This window comes from Haloarcula rara, assembly GCF_029338235.1.
GTDB lineage: Archaea > Halobacteriota > Halobacteria > Halobacteriales > Haloarculaceae > Haloarcula > Haloarcula rara.
The window spans coordinates 2,521,370-2,545,172 of the sequence record NZ_CP119785.1; the positions used below are offsets into that span (position 1 = coordinate 2,521,370).

General features: G+C 65.1%; 27 protein-coding genes, 1 tRNA gene and 1 pseudogene. 16 read left to right on the top strand and 13 right to left on the bottom strand.

From position 1 onward, the window contains the following. The first annotated feature begins 3 nt into the window (after positions 1 to 3). Positions 4 to 273 (top strand): glutamyl-tRNA reductase, encoded by a 270-nt coding sequence (locus tag P1K32_RS13415; protein WP_276250217.1) that lies wholly within the window; start codon positions 4 to 6, stop codon positions 271 to 273. Here P1K32_RS13415 and P1K32_RS13420 read toward each other — a convergent pair. Next, positions 270 to 680 (bottom strand): thiol-disulfide oxidoreductase DCC family protein, encoded by a 411-nt coding sequence (locus P1K32_RS13420; RefSeq protein WP_276250218.1) that lies wholly within the window; start codon positions 678 to 680, stop codon positions 270 to 272. The genes P1K32_RS13415 and P1K32_RS13420 overlap by 4 nt on opposite strands. Further along, positions 677 to 1,384 (bottom strand): YqjF family protein, encoded by a 708-nt coding sequence (locus tag P1K32_RS13425; RefSeq protein ID WP_276250219.1) that lies wholly within the window; start codon positions 1,382 to 1,384, stop codon positions 677 to 679. The genes P1K32_RS13420 and P1K32_RS13425 overlap by 4 nt, the downstream gene beginning before the upstream one ends. 83 nt (positions 1,385 to 1,467) lie before the next feature. Here P1K32_RS13425 and P1K32_RS13430 point away from each other — a divergent pair, with 83 nt between their 5' ends. Both P1K32_RS13430 and purL read left to right on the top strand, forming a co-directional pair. Continuing rightward, entirely contained in the window at positions 1,468 to 2,064 is a 597-nt protein-coding gene (locus tag P1K32_RS13430) for a TetR/AcrR family transcriptional regulator (protein ID WP_276250220.1), read from the top strand. A gap of 60 nt (positions 2,065 to 2,124) precedes the next feature. Then, positions 2,125 to 4,287, top strand: coding sequence for a phosphoribosylformylglycinamidine synthase subunit PurL (purL, locus tag P1K32_RS13435; protein WP_276250221.1), 2,163 nt, complete (start codon positions 2,125 to 2,127; stop codon positions 4,285 to 4,287). An 18-nt stretch (positions 4,288 to 4,305) separates the two neighbouring features. Here purL and P1K32_RS13440 read toward each other — a convergent pair whose 3' ends face one another. After that, positions 4,306 to 4,497: a DUF7550 family protein gene (locus P1K32_RS13440; protein ID WP_276250222.1), complete on the bottom strand. Its 192-nt coding sequence runs from the start codon at positions 4,495 to 4,497 to the stop codon at positions 4,306 to 4,308. 123 nt (positions 4,498 to 4,620) lie between these two features. On the opposite strand from P1K32_RS13440, the gene P1K32_RS13445 reads away from it, so the two are divergent. After that, a complete protein-coding gene (locus tag P1K32_RS13445; RefSeq protein WP_276250223.1) occupies positions 4,621 to 5,622 on the top strand; it encodes a LamG-like jellyroll fold domain-containing protein in 1,002 nt (333 codons plus the stop codon). Positions 5,623 to 5,734: 112 nt separating this feature from the next. Beyond that, positions 5,735 to 6,550, top strand: coding sequence for an imidazole glycerol phosphate synthase subunit HisF (gene hisF / locus P1K32_RS13450; RefSeq protein WP_276250224.1), 816 nt, complete (start codon positions 5,735 to 5,737; stop codon positions 6,548 to 6,550). Here hisF and P1K32_RS13455 read toward each other — a convergent pair whose 3' ends face one another. Further along, positions 6,551 to 6,799: a HalOD1 output domain-containing protein gene (locus P1K32_RS13455; RefSeq protein WP_276250225.1), complete on the bottom strand. Its 249-nt coding sequence runs from the start codon at positions 6,797 to 6,799 to the stop codon at positions 6,551 to 6,553. It abuts the gene before it with no gap. A 164-nt stretch (positions 6,800 to 6,963) separates the two neighbouring features. Between P1K32_RS13455 and P1K32_RS13460 the strand changes: the two genes are divergently transcribed. Next, complete coding sequence (locus tag P1K32_RS13460) at positions 6,964 to 7,800, top strand: hypothetical protein (RefSeq protein ID WP_276250226.1); 837 nt, start codon at positions 6,964 to 6,966, stop codon at positions 7,798 to 7,800. A gap of 2 nt (positions 7,801 to 7,802) precedes the next feature. On the opposite strand, the gene P1K32_RS13465 is transcribed toward P1K32_RS13460, so the two are convergent. Further along, entirely contained in the window at positions 7,803 to 8,087 is a 285-nt protein-coding gene (locus P1K32_RS13465; protein WP_220587942.1) for a DNA-directed RNA polymerase subunit L, read from the bottom strand. Positions 8,088 to 8,190: 103 nt separating this feature from the next. Here P1K32_RS13465 and P1K32_RS13470 point away from each other — a divergent pair, with 103 nt between their 5' ends. Next, a complete protein-coding gene (locus P1K32_RS13470) occupies positions 8,191 to 8,361 on the top strand; it encodes a hypothetical protein (RefSeq protein ID WP_276250227.1) in 171 nt (56 codons plus the stop codon). Further along, on the top strand, positions 8,358 to 9,335 hold the full coding sequence (gene corA / locus P1K32_RS13475) for a magnesium/cobalt transporter CorA (protein WP_276250228.1): 978 nt from the start codon (positions 8,358 to 8,360) through the stop codon (positions 9,333 to 9,335). The genes P1K32_RS13470 and corA overlap by 4 nt, the downstream gene beginning before the upstream one ends. On the opposite strand, the pseudogene P1K32_RS13480 reads toward corA, so the two are convergent. From P1K32_RS13480 to P1K32_RS13505, 6 genes and pseudogenes are all read right to left on the bottom strand, one after another. Next, positions 9,330 to 10,555, bottom strand: a pseudogene (locus P1K32_RS13480) (tripartite tricarboxylate transporter permease). The gene corA and the pseudogene P1K32_RS13480 overlap by 6 nt on opposite strands. Before the next feature lie 140 nt (positions 10,556 to 10,695). Beyond that, positions 10,696 to 11,031, bottom strand: a complete 336-nt coding sequence (gene rpl12p / locus P1K32_RS13485; RefSeq protein WP_276250229.1) for a 50S ribosomal protein P1 — start codon at positions 11,029 to 11,031, stop codon at positions 10,696 to 10,698. 18 nt (positions 11,032 to 11,049) lie between these two features. Next, positions 11,050 to 12,093, bottom strand: a complete 1,044-nt coding sequence (locus P1K32_RS13490; RefSeq protein ID WP_276250230.1) for a 50S ribosomal protein L10 — start codon at positions 12,091 to 12,093, stop codon at positions 11,050 to 11,052. A gap of 1 nt (position 12,094) precedes the next feature. Continuing rightward, entirely contained in the window at positions 12,095 to 12,733 is a 639-nt protein-coding gene (locus P1K32_RS13495; protein WP_276250231.1) for a 50S ribosomal protein L1, read from the bottom strand. A gap of 188 nt (positions 12,734 to 12,921) precedes the next feature. Further along, on the bottom strand, positions 12,922 to 13,410 hold the full coding sequence (locus P1K32_RS13500; RefSeq protein WP_276250232.1) for a 50S ribosomal protein L11: 489 nt from the start codon (positions 13,408 to 13,410) through the stop codon (positions 12,922 to 12,924). A gap of 225 nt (positions 13,411 to 13,635) precedes the next feature. Beyond that, positions 13,636 to 13,836 carry a VNG_1110C family protein gene (locus tag P1K32_RS13505; RefSeq protein ID WP_276250233.1) on the bottom strand — a complete coding sequence of 67 codons (201 nt, stop codon included), beginning with the start codon at positions 13,834 to 13,836 and terminating at the stop codon, positions 13,636 to 13,638. Between the two features lie 134 nt (positions 13,837 to 13,970). Between P1K32_RS13505 and P1K32_RS13510 the strand changes: the two genes are divergently transcribed. The 5 genes from P1K32_RS13510 (at position 13,971) to artA (ending at position 20,509) form a co-directional block, all read left to right on the top strand. Then, complete coding sequence (locus P1K32_RS13510) at positions 13,971 to 15,080, top strand: OBG GTPase family GTP-binding protein (RefSeq protein WP_276250234.1); 1,110 nt, start codon at positions 13,971 to 13,973, stop codon at positions 15,078 to 15,080. Between the two features lie 67 nt (positions 15,081 to 15,147). After that, positions 15,148 to 15,594 (top strand): TIGR04206 family protein, encoded by a 447-nt coding sequence (locus P1K32_RS13515; RefSeq protein WP_276250235.1) that lies wholly within the window; start codon positions 15,148 to 15,150, stop codon positions 15,592 to 15,594. A gap of 51 nt (positions 15,595 to 15,645) precedes the next feature. Continuing rightward, positions 15,646 to 16,398: a VOC family protein gene (locus P1K32_RS13520; protein WP_276250236.1), complete on the top strand. Its 753-nt coding sequence runs from the start codon at positions 15,646 to 15,648 to the stop codon at positions 16,396 to 16,398. Positions 16,399 to 17,157: 759 nt separating this feature from the next. Further along, positions 17,158 to 19,380, top strand: coding sequence for a DUF7827 domain-containing protein (locus P1K32_RS13525; protein ID WP_276250237.1), 2,223 nt, complete (start codon positions 17,158 to 17,160; stop codon positions 19,378 to 19,380). 127 nt (positions 19,381 to 19,507) lie between these two features. Next, positions 19,508 to 20,509: an archaeosortase A gene (gene artA, locus P1K32_RS13530; RefSeq protein WP_276250238.1), complete on the top strand. Its 1,002-nt coding sequence runs from the start codon at positions 19,508 to 19,510 to the stop codon at positions 20,507 to 20,509. On the opposite strand, the gene dph5 is transcribed toward artA, so the two are convergent. Beyond that, positions 20,506 to 21,276: a diphthine synthase gene (gene dph5 / locus P1K32_RS13535; protein ID WP_276250239.1), complete on the bottom strand. Its 771-nt coding sequence runs from the start codon at positions 21,274 to 21,276 to the stop codon at positions 20,506 to 20,508. The genes artA and dph5 overlap by 4 nt on opposite strands. A gap of 76 nt (positions 21,277 to 21,352) precedes the next feature. Between dph5 and P1K32_RS13540 the strand changes: the two genes are divergently transcribed. The 3 genes from P1K32_RS13540 to P1K32_RS13550 all read left to right on the top strand — a co-directional run bounded on the left by P1K32_RS13540 (position 21,353) and on the right by P1K32_RS13550 (position 23,009). Next, complete coding sequence (locus P1K32_RS13540; RefSeq protein WP_276250240.1) at positions 21,353 to 22,333, top strand: class I SAM-dependent methyltransferase; 981 nt, start codon at positions 21,353 to 21,355, stop codon at positions 22,331 to 22,333. A 76-nt stretch (positions 22,334 to 22,409) separates the two neighbouring features. Beyond that, positions 22,410 to 22,823, top strand: coding sequence for a universal stress protein (locus tag P1K32_RS13545; protein WP_276250241.1), 414 nt, complete (start codon positions 22,410 to 22,412; stop codon positions 22,821 to 22,823). A gap of 112 nt (positions 22,824 to 22,935) precedes the next feature. Beyond that, positions 22,936 to 23,009 (top strand) — tRNA-Thr (locus P1K32_RS13550). Between the two features lie 250 nt (positions 23,010 to 23,259). Here the strand turns inward: P1K32_RS13550 and P1K32_RS13555 are convergent. Further along, entirely contained in the window at positions 23,260 to 23,784 is a 525-nt protein-coding gene (locus tag P1K32_RS13555) for a DUF8173 domain-containing protein (RefSeq protein WP_276250242.1), read from the bottom strand. Positions 23,785 to 23,803 lie beyond the last annotated feature (19 nt).

The following is a 23,803-nucleotide window of genomic DNA, read 5'->3' on the forward strand; positions in this document are numbered from 1 at the left end:
ACGATGGCAGTACCGGACGAGCCGGAGTCGACTGGCGTGGCGACGGCGCGAGACCGGCTGGACCGCGAAGCAGCGGCGGTCAGGACCGAGCAACTGGAGCAGGCACTGTCGCGGCTACGGGAAGAGGGAGACCTCACCGACGAGCAACGAGCCGCCGTCGAGGCGTTGAGCGAGCGCCTCGTTGACGGGCTCCTCGCAGCCCCGAGGGCAGGGCTATGCGATTCCGCTGACAGGGCCGCGGCGGCCCGGGCCGTCCTGGCGCTGTTCGACTAGTCCAGGAACCGGTCGCTGACGTCGTCGTCGGGCAGCATACACCGGTCCTTCCGGCCGAACACGTCGTACCGGTTGGCGGCGACGACGTCGTACAGCGTGTCTCGAATCGATTCGGGGACGGCGCGGCCCACAGCCGCGGCCCGGTAGGGCCAGCCGAGCAGTTCGGCGACCCGGATGACAGCGTCCGATTTCCGGTACACCTCGCCGTCCGCGACGAGGACGACGCTGTCGAGGTCACTCGGTGGGAGCCCGTGACCCGACAGCAACGCCTTGCCCGCCGCCGACTGCAACGGGGCGAAGTGGATTCGTCCCTCAGGGTCACGCGGGATGATGAACTGGACGACGCCGTTACAGAGGTTGCAGACGCCGTCGAACAGCAGGACGGGGTAGTCGCCACCGTCGCTCACGGCTCGCCCTCCGCCGGAGCGCGTCTGCTGGGCTCGGCGACCACGTCGAGGCCGGGGCTGTAAAAGCGGACCGGGTCGCTGTCGGGTCGGTCGAACCCGTCAGCCGAGCAGAGCGTGTCGGTCTCGACCTCCGCGCGGGCCGGATACAGCGTCCACGGGTCGTGGGCGACGTCGGTGTACCGGAGGGTGCCGTCCGGCGCCTCGGTGTAGAACCGGTAACGCTCGACGAGGAACTCGCCAAGCGGGTCCTCGGGGGCGCTGAAGGGTTCGCCGGTCGGCCAGTAGGTCGCCTCGTAGTGGGCGGGCCGCGCGCCCGGATGTTTGCGCCGGCTGCGGAACTGCACGCGACCGTCCGTCCACGACAGCGAGATGCGCGCGTAGTAGTACGGCAGGTGGTGGAACAGGCGCGCGCCGACGACGCTGCTGATGCCCTGTGCGTCGAGGCTGAAGAAGTAGACGCTCGGGACGCCATCGCGCGTGACGTAGGTCCGAACGTTGAGTTCGGGAAGCGGGACGCTGGCCCACTGTGGGAGCCCCTTCGGCCGGACATCGACGTTCGTAAACGGGACCACCGACAGCCACGCCGACCCGTCGTGTGTGTCCGGGGTCAACGCCTCGGGCAGGTGCGAGTCCATCAGAGCCGGGTCGACGGGCCAGTTCTCGAAGAGGAGATGGCGCCACCCCATCTCCAGCGGGAGGACCATAGGTATCCTTCGGCACCGAGGAGAAAAAAGGCCCTGTCACAGTACAACGAAACGCTGAAACGACTGAGCGTCTACTTGGCCGTATGACGAGCCCCGATATGGACCCGGAGGCCCGCGAGAGCGTCGCCGTCGCGGTCCAGCGAGCCCTCGCTCAGCACGGCTACGAGCGGCTGACGACGGCGAAAATCGCCGAAGAGTACGAGAACAGCGAGGCGGGGCTCTACTACTACTTCGACACGAAAGACGAGATGATTGCGGCCTTCCTCGACCGCGCCGCCGACTACCTGAGCGAGGACCTGCTGCGGGTCGAATCCGACGACCCGGAGGCGGCGTTGCGTGACGCCTGCGACTTCCTCTTTCGGACCCCCGACCACCAGTACGCCGGTATCGCCGTCGCCATCATGGAGCTGCTCTCGCACGCGCCGTACAACGAGACGCTCCGGGCGCCGCTGCTAGAGCTGGAGACGGCGTGTCTGGACGCGCTGACCGATATCGTCGCCACCGGGGTCGACCAGGGCGTGTTCCGGCCCGTCGAGCCACGCGCGCCCGCCGCGTTCCTGCTGGCGGCGGCCGACGGGTCGACGGGCATCGCCGTCGCCCTCGAGATGGACGTGAGCGACGACCTCCGTCAGGGCTGGACGGCCTACGTCGACAGCCTGGTCGCCGAGCCGGCCGACTGACCCGGGACTATCGCGCCCGCATGGAAAGCGATTTAGCCGGCCGGGGGCCACGCACACCTAATGAGCCTGTCCGACAGCGACCACGACATCGTGGTCGAGGAAATCGGTCGGGAGCCGACGCGAGCAGAGGCCGCGCTCTTCGAGAACCTCTGGAGCGAGCACTGTGCCTACCGCTCCTCGCGTCCGCTCCTGACTGCCTTCGACAGTGAGGGCGACCAGGTCGTCATCGGTCCCGGTGACGACGCCGCTGTCGTCTCCCTCCCGACCTACGACGGCGACGAGATGTACATCACGATGGGCGTCGAGTCCCACAACCACCCCTCCTACGTCGACCCGTTCGACGGGGCGGCCACCGGCGTCGGCGGTATCGTCCGGGACACCCTCTCGATGGGCGCCTACCCCATCGCGCTGGCCGACTGTCTGTACTTCGGCGAGTTCGAGCGGGAACACTCTCAGTACCTCTTCGAAGGCGTCGTCGAGGGCATCTCCCACTACGGCAACTGCATCGGCGTCCCCACGGTCACGGGGTCGGTCGCCTTCCACGAGGACTACGAGGGCAACCCGCTGGTCAACGTCTCCTGTATCGGACTGCTCGAACCCGAACGGACGATTACCGCCGAGGCCCAGGAGCCGGGCAACAAGCTGGTGCTGGTTGGGAACTCGACCGGTCGAGACGGCCTCGGTGGGGCCTCTTTCGCCAGCGAGGACCTCGCCGAGGACGCCGAGACCGAGGACCGCCCGGCGGTCCAGGTCGGCGACCCCTACGCCGAGAAGCTGCTCATCGAGTGCAACGAGGCGCTGCTGGACGAGGAGCTGCTAGAGTCGGCGCGTGACCTCGGCGCGGCCGGCCTCGGTGGCGCGTCTTCCGAACTCGTCGCGAAGGGCGGGCTGGGCGCTCGCATCGAACTGGACCGGGTCCACGAGCGCGAACCCAATATGAACGCCATGGAGTACCTGCTCGCGGAGAGCCAGGAGCGGATGGTGTACGAGGTCGCGCCGGAGAACGTCGACCGCGTGGCCGAACTGGCCGACCGCTACGACCTGGGCTGTTCGGTCATCGGCGAACTCACCGAAGCCGGCACGAACTACGTCTGTACGTTCGAGGGCGAGACGGTCGTCGACGTGGACGCCCACTTCCTCGGCGAGGGCGCACCGATGAACGACCTCCCGAGCGAGGAGCCGCCGATTCAGGAGCGGGACCTGCCGACGACGGCGATGGACGAAGCGTTCGCCCGCATCGTCGCCAGCCCGAACACGGCCTCGAAACGGTGGGTGTATCGTCAGTACGACCACGAGGTCCAGGTCCGGACGAGTATGCTGCCCGGCGACGACGCCGCCCTGCTTGCGATTCGGGAGTCTGGGACCGGACTGGCCTTCTCGGCCGGCGCGGACCCCAACTGGACCGACGCCGCGCCCTACGAGGGCGCTCGCGCCGTCGCCCTGGAGAACGCCACGAACGTCGCCGCCAAAGGTGCCGTGCCCCACGCCGCGGTCGACTGCCTCAACGGCGGCAACCCCGAGAAGCCCGACGTCTACGGCGGCTTCAAGGGTATCGTCGACGGCCTGGCAGACATGTGCAGCGAACTCGACGTGCCGGTCGTCGGCGGGAACGTCTCGCTGTACAACGACTCCGCGACGGGTCCCATCCCGCCGACGCCGACGCTCGCGCTGGTCGGGGTCAAGGAGGGGTACGACGCCCCGCCGATGTCGCTGTCGGGCGAGGGGACGCTCGTGGTCGTCGGCGACCTCGCACTGGAGGGCGAAGCCGACCCGCGACTGGGCGGCTCCGAGTACACGACCCTCTTCGGCGGAACCGACGCCTTCCCCGAACTGCCGGCCGACCCGACCGGACTCGTCGAGACCATCGCCGAAGTGGCCGACGAAGACCACGTGCTCGCCTCCCACGACGTGAGCCACGGTGGCCTCGCGGTGACGCTGGCCGAGATGGTCCACGACGAGGCCGGGGCCAGCGTCGACCTCTCGACAGTCGACCGCGGAACCCGCAAGCGGCTCCTGTTCAACGAACAGCCCGGTCGCGTCGTCTTCGAGACGACCGACCCCGCGGCGGTGCGGGAGGCCTTCGACGGCGTCGCCCCGGTGACCGAAATCGGCGAGGCCGACGGCTCGAACCACCTCTCGATTACAGTCAACGACGACCGGCTCCACTACGACGCCGCCGAGATAGCCGAGCTACGAGACACTATCGAGGACGAACTGGCCTGAAATAGCGGAAAACGTCTTCTACACGAGCGCCAGCGCGATACCGAACGTCAACACGAGGCCGACGAGCGCGACGGCGGCGCCCTGTCCGACCTGTCCCATCGTGAAGTCGCTCTGTGGCGCTGTCGAACGCAGTGGCGGCGCCTTCGCGGGCAGTTCGACGTGTTCTGGGTCGTAGTCGGGCCGGTCCTCGTCGTGGTGGTCGTCTGCCATACCTGATGATGTGAGAGCGACCACCTGTAACTGTCGGAGTCTGGCTCCCGACCGCGAGTAGTGGCGGATATCGACCACTGAAACCACCGAAACGGTTAGCCTATGGTATTGATATATCAGGGTATGTTCCGGGGTTCGGCACGTGGGGCCTCCACGGTCGTGGGAGTGTTACTGCTGGTCGGCGTCGTCGTCATCGTTGGCGGCGTCGTCGCGCTCGGTGCCCTGACATTTCTGGACGGCACCGGCGCGCCCCAGGCCACGGCGACGTTCGACTACGAGCAGACGCCGGCCGGGCTTCGAATGACACCCGGCGCTATCAGCACGACCGTCAGCGTCCAGCTCAACGGCCGCGGCGTGGCGACGTTCGGGCCCGAAAGCGCGGGCCAGTCGGTCCTGCTGCCGACGGCGCCCGGCGACCGGATTACGGTCGTCTCGCGTGACGGCGAACAGTCCGTACTGGTCGACCGGACCGTCGACGACCGCTCCGAAATCGGAGATTTCATCGCCTACTACCAGTTCGACGGCGAGGACGGCGACACGACGCTCGTCGACCGGTCGGGCAACGACAACGACGGTAGCCTTGAGGGCGACCCCGGGTGGAACGACGGCTCGCTCCAGTTCGATGGGACCGACGACTCGGTCGCTGTGCCCGACCTGGAGGCGCCCGAAGAGGGGGTCACCGAATACACTATCGCAATCAGATACCAGCAGGACGGGGGAGGCGACGCCCAGGAGCTGGTCGAACACATCGACGGCGACGACAACTGGCTGGTGACGCTGTGGGACGCTGACGGGGATACCCACAGAGTGCGGTTCCTCGCGAACAAGGGCGGTGGTGGGGGCTGTTCCGCCGGGAACTGTATCCAGACCGAGGATACCATCAGCGAGGGCGAGCAACACGTGGTCGTCGGGACTCTCGACGAGGACGAACTGGCACTGTACGTCGACGGGCGCAAGATAGGCACCGATGACTCTCCGGGTAATATAAGTATGGGCGACTTGCGAATCGGACGGGACAGCGAGACGCCCGGACAGTATTTCAGCGGCGAGATGTACGAGATACGGCTCTACTACACGGCCTTCGACGACGAGGAAGTCGAGGTCCTCACCGGCGCCATGGAGTAGTTGCGGCATACGGAACATTGTAGTCTCGTACCGGTATCGCCGGTAAACAGCTACAATATTCCGTATCAGTCGAAACGATGAAACGGCCGTGTAGCGAACCCACGAGTATTCAATGACGCTCACCAAGCGGATCATCCCCTGCATCGACGTGGACGTCGACGAGAACGGGGACGCGGCCGTCTACACCGGCGTGAACTTCGAGGACCTGGAGTACACCGGTGACCCGGTGGAGATGGCCAAGGCCTACAACGAGTCGGGGGCCGACGAGTTCGTCTTTCTGGACATCACCGCCTCGGCTGAGGGCCGCGAGACGATGCTCGACACCGTCTCGGCCGTGGCAGACGAGGTCTTCATCCCGCTGACGGTCGGCGGCGGCATCCGGACTCGCGACGACATCAAGGAGACGCTGCGAGCCGGCGCGGACAAGGTCTCGATAAACTCGGGCGCTATCGCGAACCCGGACCTCATCGACGAGGGCGCGGCTGCCTTTGGCAGCCAGTGTATCGTCATCTCGCTGGACGCGCGCCGGCGCTTCGACGGGCAGGGCGAACAGTACGTCGAGGTCGACGGCGAGTCCTGCTGGTTCGAGTGTACCGTCAAGGGCGGCCGCGAGGGCACGGGACTAGACGCCGTCGAGTGGGCCAAAGAAGCCGAGCGCCGCGGTGCCGGGGAGATATTCGTCAACTCCATCGACGCCGACGGCACCAAGGACGGCTACGATATTCCGCTGATGAAAGCGGTCTGTGACGCCGTCTCGACGCCCGTTATCGCCTCCTCTGGCTGTGGCGGCCCCGAAGACATGGCGGAGGTGTTCGTCGACGCCGGCGCCGACGCCGGGCTGGCGGCCTCTATCTTCCACTTCGGCGAGTACTCTATCGCGGAGACCAAACAGTATCTCGACGAGCAGGGAATCCCGGTTCGCCTGTAGTCACTCGGTGATAGTGACCGTCAGGTCGCCGTCGACGGTGACCATATATCCGTTGTAGCGCAGCGTTACCTCGACCGGCGAGCGGCCGCCCCGGTTTGCCCCTTCGAGTAAGGTGTCCAGTTCGTCCGGGTCGACAGCGTCGTACAGCGGCGTCTCGAGGTCTAGCGGGTCGACGCCCGCCCGTGCCGCGACCGCTTCGACCACCGCCTGGCTGGCTGATTGTGGCTCCCCCGTTGACCTGGTTCTCATCTAGTTCCTAGCCACGACAGGTGACAGCATAAATACACGGGAACATCTCTGCCCGTGTCATTTGCAACAAACGTCTGACGCGAACGGTTCGAGACGGGCTGGCGACCTCGGCGGGGGCTGCCCATGCCGCGACGCCTTTGTAGCTCGGTCACCTAGGGGCAGTGATGGAATGGCGGTGTGAGTGGTGCGAGAAACCACACGAGGAGAACGACCCGCCCTGTGACAACTGCGGGCACGGCAGTTTCGAGAAGGCGGTGACTCAGGTCAACCACGAGGTCGTCCCCGGCGGGACCGTCTGGATCTGTCAGGACTGTGGGCGGTCTCACCAGCGCAACTCCCCGCCGTGCAAGCGCTGTGGGAGCGCGGACCTACAACTCCGTGAAGGGCCGCCGGAGACGGACCCGCTGGACGAGATCGGCACCCGCTGGCTCGACGTCCTCGAACCGAAGTACGTCGCCGGCTACGCCGTCGTGGCGCTCCTGCTCGGTGTCCTGCTGCTGTCGGCGGTCGGTGTCATCTCACTGCCGACGCTGGGCGGCCCCGACGGACCGCCGCCGGTGCCCGAGGCGCCGGGTAGCGCCGACAGCGTCGGCGGGCTCTCGCTGACCGCGGTCGAGGACGCCTACGTCGCCGAGCTGAACGAGCGCCGCGAGGCCGAGAGCGTGAGCGCACTCGGCCGGAACGCCACCAGCGACGAGGCCGCCGCGTACTACAACAAGGCGACCGTGACCGACGCCGCCGGGGAGGGCGACGGGCCGGACCGGGAAGCCTTCGGCCGGTTCGAGCTCCCGTGTGACCAGCCAAGCGTCGTCAGCTATCGGGTCGCACCGGAGCGGACCGGCCAGCCGATAGGTGACTTCGAGAACGAAACCGCACTGGCCACTGCGCTGGTCGACAGCTACGTCGAGCGGGGCAACGCGTTCAGTGACGGCGACACTGTCGGCGTCGACGTCCACGCCGCGCCCGACGACACCGTCTTCGTCACGTACGTCGTCTGCTAGAATTACGCTGCAGCCTCGAACGCCTCGGTGAGGTTGTCTGCCTTCTCGATGACGCGGTCGGTGCCCGCTTCGAGGGCGTCGAGGGCGTCCACGTCCGACGCCGTCTTGATGGTCAGGACGGGGTCGGTCTGCCCACCGGACTGCTCGGGGTTGACGTCGTAGGTCGCCGCGGTGACGCCTTCGGTCTCCAGCAGCGCACCCTTGATGACGTTCATGAAGGTGTGGTCTTCGCCCGCAATCTCGATAGAGAGCTCCGTCTCCGACTTGTCGATGACGCGCAGGTCCATACCGAAAGCTACCGGCGCTTGTACCCATCAACGTGTCGCTTCTCCACAGGCTCCCCCAGCGGTCGGGAGTACGTTTTTATCTCGCCACGGTGATTTGGGGCGCATGAACGTCCTCTCGGTCCTCGGACTGGCGCTCACCGTCGGTGGGGTGGTCGGCTATATCGCGGGGACGACCGTCGCCTACCCCGGTCGCGCGTTCTCACTGACGGCGGTGATGACCGGCGTGACGCTGCTTGCGGTCGGACGGTCCGACGCCACGGAGGCGGCCGCGTGATATCGGCGCTGGTCTACGCCGGCGAGGAAGCGGTCGCCTACGACGACCTCACTGCGGCGCGACGGGCCGCCGGGACGACCTGGGTCCACGTCGCGGAGGCGAGCGACGAGGAGGTCGCGGCGGTCCAGTCGGCCTTCGACCTCCACCCGCTCGCTATCGAAGATATGCGCAGCGATGCGCGGGCTAAGACAGAGGAGTTCCGGGAGTACACCTTCGTCCTGTTGAAAGCCGTCAGTCTCACCTCCGGCGAGACCACCTTCGAGAAGGAGGTGACGACCAGACCGGTCGGCATCTTCATCGGCCGGGACTGGGTAGTCACGCTCGGCTTCGGCCCGCAGGGGCCGATACAGCGCGTGATGGACGCGGCCGAGCGCGGCGACGAGCGACTGCTCCAGCGGGGGCCGGATTTCACTGCCTGTCGTGCCATCGACGTCATCGTCGACGCGTACTTCGACCTGCTCGACGAGATAGAGACCGACATCGAAGAGATAGAGGAGGAGGTGACGGTCTCGACCGACAGCGAGACCATCGAGAAGATAAACGACGTCCGCCGGGACCTGCTCTCCTTTCGCAAACAGGTGTGGCCGGCCCGCGAGGCCGTCGGCCTGCTGGCACGGGGCGACCCGAAACAGATCCAGCCACAGACGGAGAAGTACTTCCGGGACATCTACGACCACCTCGTCCAGATTGCCGACCTGACAGAGACCTACCGGGACCTCGTCTCCGGCGCGCGGGACATCTATCTCAACACCGTCTCGCAGTCGACCAACGAGGTGATGAAAGTCCTCACCGTCGTCGCGACCATCTTCATCCCGCTCACGTTCGTCGCCGGTATCTACGGGATGAACTTCGCCGGCGGGCCGTACAATATGCCGGAGCTGGGCTGGCGCTTTGGCTACCCGGCGGCGATGCTCGGCATGATTCTGATGGGCGCTACCATGCTGTTGCACTTCCGCCGGCGCGAGTATCTATAGCGCCAGCGGGACCAGCAACACCCCCATGAGTGTCGCCCTCCGACAGCCCGTCGCCGGTGGCAGGTGGCCCAAAAGCGTCGCGGCGGCGAAGATACCGACACCGAGCGGGCCGGCGAAGACGGCCGAGAGAAGGCACAGGCCCACGAGCACGCCGACCGACAGCCTGGCCGGGTCCAGTCGCCCGATACGCCTGAGATAGCGGTCCCCGAGCCGGGGCACGAGCACGGCAGCGACGACCGCCGAGATGGCGACCGCGGCGAGCAACGCTGGCAGTGCGAGCGGGACGCTCGCACGGTCGAGCGCAACCAGGACACCGGTTCGAGGGTCGCCGAAGACGACCAGTGCGAACAGGGCGAACACCGCAGTCGCCGTGTTGACGCCGCTGGTCGTCACGACGAACGCTCGCGGCCCCCGCTGGGCGGTCAGGCCCAGCGCCAGCGTCGCGGCGACAGCACTGGAGACGCCGGGCAGATACCCGACGACGGCCCCGCATAGCGTCCCGATGGTCGCCAGCACAGCGACGGTGCGCCGGGGTGTCGTCACCGCCGCGTCGGCCTGTGGCGGGACGCCCTCGCCCTCGATGGCCGCCAGCAACACCGGCGCGCCGAACAGTCCCGAGAACACCGGGACCAGCACGTCCGCGACGGGGAGGGCCCCCACGACCGGCGCGTCGAGTACGGCGAGCCCGAGGGCGCCGCTCGCCCCCAGCGACACCAGGGCGCCGACTCGGCGGTCCCACCCCGGCTCCGAGAGCACCAGCAGTACCGCGATACTGCCGAGTACCAGCGGCAGGTGTGCGGTGACGAGCGGGTAGAGACGGACCATCAGCCACGTGACTGGGACCGCAAGCGGCACCGCAAGCACCACCGCACTGGCGCTTCCCAGCGCCGAGAGTCGCAACGCCTCCCGGCCCCGCCCCTCGATGACGAGCCGGTGACTGGGCAAGCGCCGGCGGCCATCGCCGGGTCGGGAACGCCCAGGGCAAGCGCCGGCACCACGTCCAGAAAGGTGTGGGTCACTCCCGCGGAAAGCATCGCCGCCCCGACGTAGACGCGCGGGCCCGGCACCGACCCTGCCGTCGCCGCCAGCAGGAGTGCGAGCGTATTGGCGTGGAGACCGGGGACCAGCCCGCTGACGGTCCCCAGACCGATGCCGGCGGCGATAGCCGCGAGCAGGGCGGCGACGCCGACGGGGTCGGCCGCGAATCTAACCGGGAGCATGGCCGGGGCTGGTCGCCCGCCCGTACTTGAACTTCCGTCCGCCGGCGTATCGCCGAGTGACTAACCGCTCCGGACAGCGCGGCCGCTTCCCGATGGCGTCAAAAAAGTATCTGGTTGAGACGGAGTCCGTCTGTGCCGATTTAACCGAACAGCTCGCCGAGGCCTTCGCCGTCTGCCTCGTCGTCGTCATCGTCGTCTTCTTCTTCGGCTTCGGCGACCTCTTCCTCGGACGGCTCGTCGTGGTCGGCCTCGTCGCCACCCTCGGCGGGTGCGGCGGCGCCGCCAGCGGCGACGGGTGCGGCGGCGGCCTGCTCGACGGCCTCCTCGATGTCGACGTCTTCGAGGGCGGCCACGAGGGCCTTGACGCGTGACTCCTCGACGGAGACACCGGCGGATTCGAGCACGTCGGTGAGGTTGTCTTCGTTGATCTCTTCGCCCGATTCGTTCAGGATGAGTGCAGCGTAAACGTATTCCATTGTTCTGTGTTGGTGTGGTTAGAACATCGCTCCGAGCGCGTCGCCGGCGTCTTCGTCGTCATCGTCGTCCTCGGCCTCGTCTGTCTCGGCCTCGGCGTCGTCGGCGTCCTCGGAGTCGGTGTCCTCGGTCTGGTCGTCAGCCTGTTCCTCTGCTGCCGGTGTGGCCTCCACGTCCTGGAGTTCCTCGGGCAGCGCGTCCGGGTCGTCGATCTGCGTGGCCAGGGCACGGAGCTGTGCGTCGGCCTTGCTGATGAGATCGGGGACGACCTCGGGGTCCTCGATGGCGGCCGAGAGCGCGAGGCTCTTGGCGTCGCCGGTCGCGGTCTGCAGCATCGTCGGGAGCGTGGTCGCGGTCGGGTACTCGGCGTTGACCGAGAGGTTGAACGCCCCGCTGACGGCTGCGGTGATGTCGCTCTCGTACTCCTCGACGTCGATTTCCAGCTCTTCGGGGTCAAAGAGCACGCCGTCGGAGAAGACGCCGCGGAGGTCGAGACCGACCTCTTTGGGCTCGATGTCGAGCTCGTTGAGGACGTTCGCGAGGTCCTGTGAGACCTCTTCGCCCGCGTCGAGCACGGTGGAGTCCGAGAGGACCTGAATCGACCCTTCCTGGATGCGAGCGTCCGCGCCGATGGACTGGAGCTCGCCGACGAACGGGCCGGGGTCGACGCCGGTGTCGCCCTCTGGCACGACGATGTCGTTCGGGGCGACCTCGCCGGCGCCGATGGGCGCGGGCGTCTTCGAGGCCTCCAGTTCCTGGTACAGCGAGAACGGGTTGCTGTCGGTGCCAATGAGCCCGACCTGGCCGGCGATGTGCTCGGTCAGGTCTTCGAGGCCGTCGTCGACCTCCTCGAGCGCGCGGACCAGCAGGGTGTTCCGGGAGACCCGAAGCTCCGCGGTGCCGTGCAGGTCACGGCGCATGTCCTGGAGCTGTCGGGACGGAATCCCGGCGATGTTGACGACGCCGACCGAGTCGTAGGACTCGATCATCTCGACGATGTCGTCGACTTCCTCCTGCTTCCACTGCGGGATGGTCTCTGTCTTGCGTTCGCCTTCGGCGCTCATATCAGGCCACCTCCACGGCGGGGCCCATCGTCGTCTTCACGTAGATGGTGTCGACGTTGAGCGGCCCCTTCTCGAGGTCTGCGTGCAGGCGGCGGACGATGACGTCGATGTTGTCCGAGATGTCCTCGGCGGACATGTCCTCGGCGCCCACGCGAGTGTGGAAGGTCCGACGCTCACCGCTGCGCAGCTGCACGGTGTTTTTCATTCGGTTGACGACCTCGACGACGTCGTCGTCGGGGTCGAGCGGTTCCGGCATCTTCCCGCGCGGACCGAGGACGGTCCCCAGATAGCGACCGATGTCCTGCATGAGTCCCTTCTCCGCGATGAAGAAGTCGGTCTCATCGGCCAGATCCTTGGCGGCGTCATCGTCGTCGCCAAGCTCTGCGAGTTCGTCCTCGTCGAGTACGTCGTCTGCAACTTCCTCGGCACGGAGGGCTGTCTCGCCCTCGGCGAAGACCACAATGGTGGTCTCCTGTCCGGTACCGGATGGAAGAACGACGGACTCGTCGACGCGGTTCGACGGGTCGTTAAGGTCTAAGTCGCGCAGGTTCACGGCGAGGTCGACCGTTTCGCGGAAGTTCCGCTCAGGTGCCTCCTCGAGTGCGCGAGAGACTGCGTTCTCAATTTCCTGGTCTGCCATTGTTCACCTCCGTAGTACGCCAAACGGCTTCTACGGGTCAGTGAAACAGGCGGATGCCTGTCTCGTCGGAGAAGAAGCCTATCGGGAACTTAAAGCCGTCGAACCGCCAGTCCGAGCCCCCGCCGGTGGGGACAAAACGGTCGCTGCTCGGATGGAAAACGCGGAGAAGACCGCACAAACCGAGTCGCTTACGCCGACGCCTGGGCCGCAAACTCGTCGTCGTACTCGCCGCCGTCGATGCGCTCCTTGAACTCCCGTGGGTCGTTACCCTCGATGGTGACGCCCAGTGATGCACAGGTGCCGACGACTTCCTTGGCGGCGTTTTTCAGGTCGTAGGCGAGCAGGTCGGACTGCTTTTGCTCGGCGATCTGCATGACCTGGTCGACGGTGAGGTTGGCGACGAACTCCTCGTGGGGCTCGCCACTGCCGGTGTCGAAGCCGGCCTCGTCCTTGACGAGTTCGGCCGTCGGCGGGACACCGACCTCGATGGTGAAGCTGCCGTCGTCGTCGTACTCTACGGTGACGGGGACTTCCGTCCCGTCGAACGCTTCCGTCTGGTCGTTGATATCCTGCACGACTGCCTGCACGTCCACGGGTGTCGGACCCAGCTCGGGACCGAGGGGCGGGCCAGGGTTGGCCTGCCCGCCGGGGACGAGCACTTCGATAGTTCCAGCCATGTCCAAGCAATCCCTCTCGGCGGTTTAAAGGATTGCGTTTCGGGGGGCGCTGCGTGAGGGCGACACACGATGTGGTCGGTAGCGGTAGCTGTAGCGGGAAGCATACCGCTCGCCTCTGGCGAGCGGTTTCCCCGGAATCGCCACAGGCGATTCCGGCCTTTTTCGCGAACGTTTTTCAAGGAGTGGTTCGCGCGAAGCGCGAACCCGACGATGAAAAAGGTTCGTTCACGCGAAGGTAACGCCGTTCATCGCGAGGAAGTCACCGGCATCTTTGATCTCGACGGGGGAGCCGATGATACGGACCTGTTCGTCCTCGGTGCGGACGGTGACGGTAAAGCGGGCTTCCAGCTCGTCACGGATCCCGTTTAACGCACCCGCAGGTAACAGAATCTGCGTGCTGTCACGGAATCGGTCCGCGTTCACCATTATCGGTTGCTGGTGGCGGGCGTCCTATAGGTGTGTCGAAATCTTCGGGGATTAACCATGGTAATCAAGGGGTCACGGGAGGCCTCGGCCAGGGAAGAAAGCCTTATTCGGTGTGCGCGGCCGACGTACACACAATGGGGCTCGAAGAGGAGATTCAGGAACTCGAAGACGAAATCGCCAGTACGCCCTACAACAAGTCGACAGAAGCGCATATCGGTCGGCTGAAGTCGAAGCTCGCGGAGAAAAAAGAGAAGTTAGAACAGCAGTCCGGGTCTGGCGGGGGCGGCGGCTACGGCGTCGAGAAACACGGCGATGCCACCGTCGCCCTGGTAGGGTTCCCCAGCGTCGGAAAGTCCACGCTGTTGAACGCGCTGACGAACGCCGAATCGGAGACGGGGGCCTACGAGTTCACGACGCTTGACGTCTATCCGGGGATGCTCAAACACAAGGGGGCGAACATCCAGATTCTCGACGTTCCGGGACTCATCGAGGGGGCCGCGGGCGGACGCGGTGGCGGCCAGGAGGTGCTGTCGGTTGTCCGCACCGCTGACCTCATCGTCTTCATGGTCTCGGTGTTCGACATCGACCAGTACGACCGCCTGAGCGAAGAGCTGTACCAGAACAAGATTCGCCTCGACGAAGAGCCCCCACGAGTCAACATCCGGAAGAAGGGGAAAGACGGGCTCTCTATCAACAAGGCCGCCGACCTCGAACTGGAAGAAGAGACCATCAAGGGCGTCCTGCGCGAGCACGGCTACGTCAACGCCGACGTGACCATCGGCGAGTCAGTCGACATCGACCGGCTCGTCGACGGCGTGATGGACAACCGCGTCTATCTGCCCTCCATCGTCGTGGTCAACAAGGCCGACCTCATCGAACCCGACTACCTCCCGACCGTGGAATCGGAGCTCGAAGAGCGCGATATCGACCCCGACGACGCTATCTTCATCAGCGCCGAGAAGGAGAAGGGGCTGGACGGACTCGTCGAGCGAATCTGGAACGAACTCGGCCTCATCCGTATCTACATGGACAAGCCGGGTCGGGGCGTCGACCGGGAAGAGCCCCTGATTCTCCGGGAAGGCGACACCGTCGATGACGCCTGTGAGAAACTGGGCGGGAGCTTCGACGAGCGGTTCCGCTTCGCTCGCGTCACCGGCCCGAGCGCGAAACACGACGAACAGCAGGTCGGTCGGGACCACGAACTGGCCGACGAGGACGTGCTTCGTATCGTCGCTCGACGGTAACGGTTCCGCGAAATGCCTCGCGTACGCGCATGACCGTACCTATGTGTCTCCGGTCCTCCGGTCCGGTATGGTCGCTGACTCGCGGCGTCGCCTCGCCGTCGTCGCTGTGCTGGGACTGCTCCCGTGGACAGTTCTGGTCATCGGCAGCGAGTTGACGCTGGTGTTTCCGGCCGGGCTCCTGAACACGAACCCGCTCCAGTTCGTCTCGATATACGACTACTTCCTCAGCTACACCGAGGGCCTGCCGTCGTTCATCCGGTCGTGGCGCACCGGCGTGTTGCTGTACGCTATTGCACTCCTGAGTGCGCTCTCCGGTGTGGTCTGGCGCGAGGACCCCCGCATCACCGCGCTGGCGCTCGTCGGTGCGGCGCTCTCACAGGTCGGCGTGTTCCTCGGGTTCAACAGGCGACTCGGGTCCCTCGCAGTACCGGTCGGGACAGTGTGCATTCTCGTGGCGGTCTGGTGGTACTACTGGCCGTTGCTCACCGCCGACGGAGCGCCGGACGACGACTGACTGACAGGAGCCGTCGGTACGCTTTTCGCCGTTCGGGCCGACCCTTCGACCATGCTGACACTCGACCATACGATGATGCGTGTCGAAGACCTCGAAGCGTCACTGGACTGGTATCAGGACTACCTCGACTACGAGGAGAAGGGGCGCTGGGAGGCCGAGACGTTCACGAACGTCTTCCTCGGTCCCGAAGACGTCCACGAGGAAGGCGCGCTGCTCGAACTCACGTACAATCACGACGACCGCACGTACACGCACGGGGACGCGTGGGGTCACATCGCCGTCCGCTGTGAGGACGTCTACGACGCATACGCGGAGCTGATGGACGCCGGTGTCGAGGACTACCGCGACCCAGACTCCTGTGGCGGCTCGTATGCCTTCGTCAAGGACCCCGACGGCCACGAAGTCGAAATCGTCGAGCGCGACCACGGCGCGAAGTGGAGCCTCGACCACACCATGCTGCGGGTCGAAGACGCCGACAAGGCGATCGGCTGGTACACCCGGAAACTGGACTACGAGATGTTCCGCCGGTCCGAACACTCCTCCTTTGCGCTGTACTTCCTGAAGCCTCGCGACGCCGCCGACGAGGCGATGTCGGTCGAGCTGACCTACAACTACGACGGCCGCAGCTACGACGTGGGCGACGCCTGGGGCCACGTCGCGGTTCGGACAGAGGACCTCCACGACACGTGGGAGACACTGATGCAGCGCAACGCCGAGGACTATCGCGACCCCGAGAGCTGTGACGACCGCTACGCGTTTACCAAGACCCCGCAGGGTCATGAAGTCGAGATTGTTAGGGAGTAGCGAGGTTTGCGCGAGCGGAGTGAGCGCAAACCTCGTACCGAAGCGGCGAACAAAGTGAGCCGCGGAGGAGTAGCGAGGAACGTGACCAACGGGAGTGTTCCTCGCAGCGAAGCGGTGAGTGAAACGAACCGCAGAGCAGTCGCGAGATGTCTCGTTTTGCGAGAAATCCCGTACCGGACCGGTGACCGCAGGGAACCGCAGCGGAGTAGCGAGGTTTTCCACAACGCGTAAAACTCCGAGGCGATGCGGTCAGCGAAGCGAACCACAGAGCAGTAGTGGAGCTCTCTCACTGCGACCAGTGGTGAGGGTTTGCCCACCGCTTTTGCATTGGCACCAGCAGTGAGCAAACGGCACTAAGCTGTGCGCGCTATGTAAACAACGGATAGGTACCAGCGAGTGACACCGTGACCGCCCGGCTGGTCAATGGCCGCAAGGGAGTGCGCTTAGCGGGGGAAATCCGGCTTCCCCTTGGTATTTGAACCCATGCTGTCAGACGCACGAATGACACATATCTGATAGTCGCCACAAAGCCCTTATACTGGCACAGGAGCGGCTCTATGCTTGGAATTCGGGTGTGGGGAACTATGTCATCCCACACCCTTGACCACAAAGCATTTATAACATCCGACGTAGGTTACATCCGTACCCCTACCCATGGCGCCAGAAGTGAGTACACCGGTTCGGTCTATGCGTGGTCGCGGTGACCACGTCCCGACCACGTGGAAAACGGCTGACGCCGCCCGATAGCAACCAACAACTATGACAAACAATTCAGACAAGCTCCGTAGCCTGATTCTGGCTGCGCTGATGGTCTTCTCGGTATTCGCCGGGTCCATCGCGCTGACCGGAAGTGCCGCTGCGCAAGCAGGCAACCTGAATTCTGGTTCCAGCTACTTCGCTGGCCAGGATGTAACGGCAGATAACCTTGACGACACTCAAGATTACCGCGTCCGTGCGGTCGAAGATGGCGAGCCCGGGACGCTCATCCGCACGCTGGATGCGTCTGGCAGCACGATCGAGTTCACGCTCGACGGTGAACTCTCCAGCGGTGACTTCGTCATCGTGGACGAGAGCGGTGACGTCGTGGTGTTCGACGATGGCTCCTTGCAGTCCACTGAAGAACCGACCGAGTCGAACACGAGTGACGCTGAGTTCGAAGTCGTCAGCCAGGACCTCACCGCTGAGTTCGAGGATTCCTCTGTCGGCAACTCCGGTGGCTCCGCCACAGTCGATTACGAGATCGAATCCGACAAGCGTAACGACTACAACGTCAACATCTCCGCCGACGGTCTTGACGATGAGGACCTCCAGGAGATCTTTGGCGACGCAGTCGAAGATGACGTCTCTGAGGACGACGACGTGATCGAAGTCGCTGGTGACACCGAGTTCAACCTCGACTTCGACGGCCAGGACGCTGACACCTACACGTTCGAAGCGAACGTGACGGACTCTGACGCATCCGACGCCGACGACATCGAAGTCACCGACACTGGCGATGCGTCGGCTGACTTCGATGACAACGTCTACGTGGACCAGCGCGGTGACATCGTCAACATCACCGTCGAGATGGAGAACACCGACGAAGCGACGATCCAGCTTGGTCAGGAGTCCAACAACGGCTACGCTCTCGTGGCCGAAGTCACGGACGATGACGAAGACGGTGTCGCATACGTCGAGTTCAACAGCTTCACGGCTGGGAACCCGAACGAGACCGAACTGGTCGCGGGTGACGACGACACGGACGTCACTGTCACGAGCGCTACCGACCTCGGTAACGAGCCGTCCGGTACTGACATCCTCGACTCGACCAACTACGACCTGTTCGTCACCGAGGGCTTCCAGAACTCGGTCAACAGCAACAACGCTGACGCCCGCGCAACGCTTCAGCTGAACGACGCGTCCGTCGACGACCTCCAGGTCTGGACGGCGCCTGAAGACACCTACGACGACCTCGACGGCGAGGATGCCGAGAACATCGACAACTACGTCGACAACAACCTCACGCAGACCGACTCCGTCGCAGCAGGCGACACGGTCGTCGTGCAGGTCCAGGCCTCCGGTCTCGAGGGCGCTCTCGAGAACCGCGACACTGGCGACTCGGCGTCTGTGCTGTACGGTCAGGCCTCCCAGGCTGACGCAAGCGACCGACTGGTCGGCCTGAACTTCGAGGGCCCGCCGGTTCCGAACCAGGACGAGCCGGAAGTTCCGGTCGGTGACCTCACCACCGAGAACTTCTCCGTCATCTACGATGACGAGAACGACCAGCACTTCGTTGTCGTCGACAGCACCGCGATGGTCGACACGTTCGAGAACGATACCGACTACGAGTTCGACGACGGTGACGAGTTCACCGCGAACTTCACGGTCTACGACAACAGTGACCTCGTCGACGACGACGCCACGGTTACTGGTGACTTCGACGTCGAAGACCGCGATGCAGAACTCGACACTAACGAAGACGACGAGATCGTCCTCGAAGCTGCTTCCGAGCAGGAAGTGACTGGTGAGACGAACCTCGCACCGGGCACCGAGGTCGACCTCGAACTCGACAGCGACACGAGCGGCGATCCGTTCGTGAAGCGGCCTGAAGCGGTCGTCCAGCAGGACGGCACCTTCACCGCGACCGCTGACTTCAGCGAGAACAGCGCTGGCTCCGAGTTCACTGCCGTCGTCACTACCGTCGACTCTGACGACTACGACGGTCGACTCGTCGACGCCAGCACTGACCCGGTGACGGATACGCCGGACACGGACACGGCAACGGAGACGCCGGACGAGCCGACGGACACGGACACGGCAACGCCCGAGCCGACGGACACGGACACGGCAACGCCCGAGCCGGACACGGACACGGCCACTGAAGGCGGCGACACCGCGACCGAGACCGGAACCAGCAGTGGTAGCGGGCCTGGCTTCACGGCCGCGCTCGCTCTCATCGCGCTCGTCGCTGCTGCGCTGCTCGCAGTCCGACGCAACAACTAACGGGACCGCCCCGTCCTTGACTTTCGAACTTTTTTGCGCGCTACTCCGGTAGCGGCCGCGCTGGGTGCTCGGCGCACACGTACGCCTAACGACAAAGCATTTAGGCCGGATTGGCAAAGGTAACACAATGCGTCTCCCCGTGCTTCAGTCGACCATCTCCGCTGGCGGGGTCTCTTTCGACCCGCTCGTCTGGTCGGAACCGCTGATGTGGGTCGTTCTCGCGGCGTTTCTGGGTAGTGCTGTCGTGGCCCGGTACGACGTGGAGTGGGCCCGCCGGGTCGCTGTGGCGGGCTGGGTCGCCTTCGGGGCGTTCTGGCTGGTCCTCATCCCGCATTTCACGCTGACACAGAAGAGCCTCATCGAGGGGGTCGGGAGTTTCGCGGCGGTACCGCTGTCGGTCTGGGCGGGTTATCACCTGTATCAGGGCCGGGACTCGCTGTTCGTGCTCACGCGAGCGGTGGGGCTGATGGGGCTGGTGTACGTCCCCTTCCTCACCATCGGCCCGCTACGTCAGGCCATCGTCGAATCTGTCGCCGACCAGACGGCGTTCCTATTGGCGCTGCTGGGGCTGGACCCGCTCGTCGTCGACGGACTATCCCATAACGGCGTCCCGATAGCCGACAAACCGTACCCCTACGACAGCACGTTCTGGTTCGAGGGCAACTCCCAGCCCATAACGTACACGATAATCCTGGCCTGTACCGGCATCGGAAGCATCGCCATCTTCGTGGGCGGTATTCTGTCCGTGTCGGCGCCGTGGCGGCGCAAGCTCCGCGCGCTGGCTATGACGGTGTCAGTCATCTACGTGTTGAACCTGGTCCGAAACGTGTTCATCGCCGTCTCCTTTGGCGAGCAGCGGATGCAGATATTCCCGGAGCTGGTGATGGCGCTGTTCAGTATCGAGGACCCCCAGATGGTGTCGTACTACGTGGCAGACCGTATCCTCGCACAGACGGGCTCGGTCGTCGCCATGGTGGCGATTACGTACTTTCTGGTCCGGGAACTCCCGGAAGTGACCGTGCTGGTCGAGGACCTCCTCTTCTTGGTGACGGGTACCGAATACGATCTGGCAGCGGCGCTCGACCAGAGCGGTGACCCGGAGGACGTCGCGTCCCCGAGCGACGATTAGTCGTCGGCGATAGCCGAAAGCGCCTCGTCTTCTATCGGATGGAGCTGTGCAGGTATCACCAGCAGATGGAGCGGGTCGCCGAAGGTCCGCTTTGCGAGCGCCGACAGTGAGTCGACGGCGACCAGCGGGTCGGGGCTTCCGGCGCGGGCGACGACGACGGCCAGCTGGTCGGGGAACGCCGCGGCGAGCAGTTCGGCAGCCTGGTCGGCGGTCATGTAGGTGTCGTCGCTTGCGGCCCAGTGGGGGTCGTCGACCTTGATGTCGAGATAGACGAGCGTGTGGAGGTCACGAGCCTGGTTGTCTTCGATAGTCGCGACGACGCTGTCCGGGACGCCATCGCCCCCGTGGGCCTTCTCGAAGGGCAGTGTCGTGGCCTTCCCGAAGCGGTAGTTCTGGAGCCCGGTGAGCGAGCCGGCGGCCGTCTGTGCGGTGGTGCCGTGGACGATGCGGGTCTCGATGCCGCGCTCTTCGGCCCGGATGCGCAGGTCGGTGTGGGTCGTCGAAACCATCGTATCCCCGGCGGTGAGGAAGACGACGTCCTCGCCCTGTGCGGCGTCGAGAACCGGCTCGGGGTCCTGTTCGACGCCGGCGCGGTCACGGACCTCGATGTCGGTGTCGTGGAACGCTTCCAGTGTCTCGAGGTCCGTCCCGACGAGGCGGCTGGTGTAGAACTCAGCGAAGATGCGGTCCGCATCGCTGATGGCGTCGCGTCCCTCGATGGTGACGGAGCGTTCGTCGTAGAGGCCGAGGCCGACGAAAGTGAGCATACCCGCCCGTCGGTCGGCCCGGGGGATAAAGGGCGCGAAGCGTCAGGCTTACCGCTCCCGACGGGGGAAAGAGCGCATGGGCGTTCCCTGCGTTCGCGTGCCAGTCACGGAGGGCGAGGCGACTCGCCAGCGACTGGCCGAGGCGGATGCCATCGACGACGGCTACGACATCACTGTCGAGGACGGCGTGCTGTACGTGCCAGTGACGGACCCTTCTGTGGTGCCAGACTGCTTCGATGTCGTGGAGTTCGACGCGCCGGTCCGGGAGGGCCAGACGATGCCGGCCGACGAGCTGGGCTTTGCGCCGAGCTACGAACGGCTCGGGGACCTGGTCATCATCGACGAGGACGACCACGAGCGTGCCCAGCGAATCGCGGACGCCATCGTGGCGTCGGACCTGCCAGTCGAGGGGGTGTTGAACCGCGCCTCGAAAATAAAGGGGACCGAGCGGGTCCGCGACTGGGAGATTCTGGCCGGTGAGACGACCGAAGTCGTCCACCGGGAGTACGGCTGTGCGTTCGAACTCGACCTCGCCGAGGTGTATTTCTCACCGAGGCTGGCGACCGAGCGCCACCGCGTGGTCGAGCAGGTTCGCGAGGGCGAGCACGCGTTCGATATGTTCGCCGGCGTCGGCCCCTTCGTCGTGCCGTTCGCAAAGCGCGGTGCGACCTGCGTCGGAACGGATATCAACGAGCAAGCTATCGAGTATCTCCGACATAATGCAGCGCGAAACGGTGTCATAGACCAAATCACGGCACTCTGTGGTGACGTCCGCGAGCTCGCGGCCGACTACGAGGGGTGGGCCGACCGTCTCGTGATGAACCTGCCACACAGTGCCGACGAGTTTCTGGCGACGGCAGTCGAGCTGGCCGGCGACGACTGCACGATACACTACTACGACATCCAGCCCGACACGGAGCCGTTCGGACCGGGCGAGCGGGCGATTCGGGCGGCTGCAGAGCCGGCCTACGAGGTGAGTATCGAGACCCGCCGGACCGTCCGGTCGTACGCCCCCGGCGAGCACAACGTCGTCATCGACGCCCGATTACGGCGGTGACGACCTGAGTGGCAAAAGTTACGGGGTCCCCCGCTGAATTTTTAGTCAACGGGACCCGACGGTCCCTTCCATTACAATGTACCGGATACTCGTCCCCGTCGATACGGACCCGGACCGAGCCCGCGGGCAGGCCGCCTTCGTCGAGGACCTGCCGACAGACGCGGCGAACATCGAGGTCGTCATCACCCACGCGCTCCCACCGGACGACGTCAAAGACCCCGACGACCCCGAAAGTCTGGCGGAGGTCGAGACTGTCGTCCTCGCGCGGGACTACCTCGAAGAGCGCGGCTACGACGTGACCCTCGCTGGGGCCCGTCTCCCGCCGGCCGACGGTATCCTCGACCTGGCCGAAGACCACGACGCCGACCACATCGTCATGGGGTCGCGAAAGCGCTCGCCGACCGGCAAGGTCATCTTCGGCAGCGTCTCCCAGCAAGTCCTGCTGGAATCGCCCGTTCCGGTCACTATCGTCGGGACGAAACCCGCTTGAAGACGGCCGCGATTCGCAATCCTTATTGCGGTTATCGGCACTATCCTGTATTGCCGAGTGGCACACTGTAGACGTGCTGTCGTAACGCGTGCTTGGTCGGGTGTGCCAATGCGCCGGTGTAGCTCAGACTGGCAGAGCGAATCCTTCGTAAGGATTAGGCCGAGGGTTCAAATCCCTCCACCGGCTTGCTTCTGCGACGAACGGACGTGAAGAGCGAAGCAACCATGTGGGGGATTTGAATCAGGAAGGAGCTCTGCTCCGACCGTGGTTCAAATCCCTCCACCGGCTCTTTCTGACCGAGTAACACGAGGTCGAGAGCGGTCTCTGTGGAGTGATTTGAACTAGACCGAGGTTCTGGGCTACGCGCAGGTTCTCGAGCGTAGTTCACAACCTCCACCGACTTTCTGCTCCGAAAGCGAGAGGGGAGCGACTCGAGTCACCCCAGATAGCCCCGCAACACGGCCCCGAAGCCGGCCGCGCCGATAGCGAACGTGACGATACCGCCGATACCGGTCAGCGTCAGCGCGCCGTTGATGCCGGCCCCGACGAGGAGCGGTTTCACCCAGCCGCCGTCGCGCCCGACGAGGCGCTCGCCGATGGCGATAAAGGCGATGGCGCCGCCGACCGCCCAGACGACGTACAGCACGATTGCGAGCGGGATTGCGACGATGATGCCGAAGATGGTGATCGCGAGCAGGAAGATCACGAGGGCGGAGAAAATCAGCGAGACGAACCCGTAGAGCAGGGAACTACCGGGCTCGTCGAGCAAAGCAGCCATCTTTCGCTCGGTGTAGTCGGGCGCGACGGCGACCAGAATCGCCCCGACGACCAGTGTAGTGAGGAAGGCACCGATAGCGCTCCCGACCAGATTAAGGAACGGGTTCGCGACCGGCTCTACTTGCGGGCCAGGGCCCGGGCCCATCTGTAACGCCCCGGTGACTAGCTGTGACGGAGCGGGCATACCTGTATACAGTCGGGCG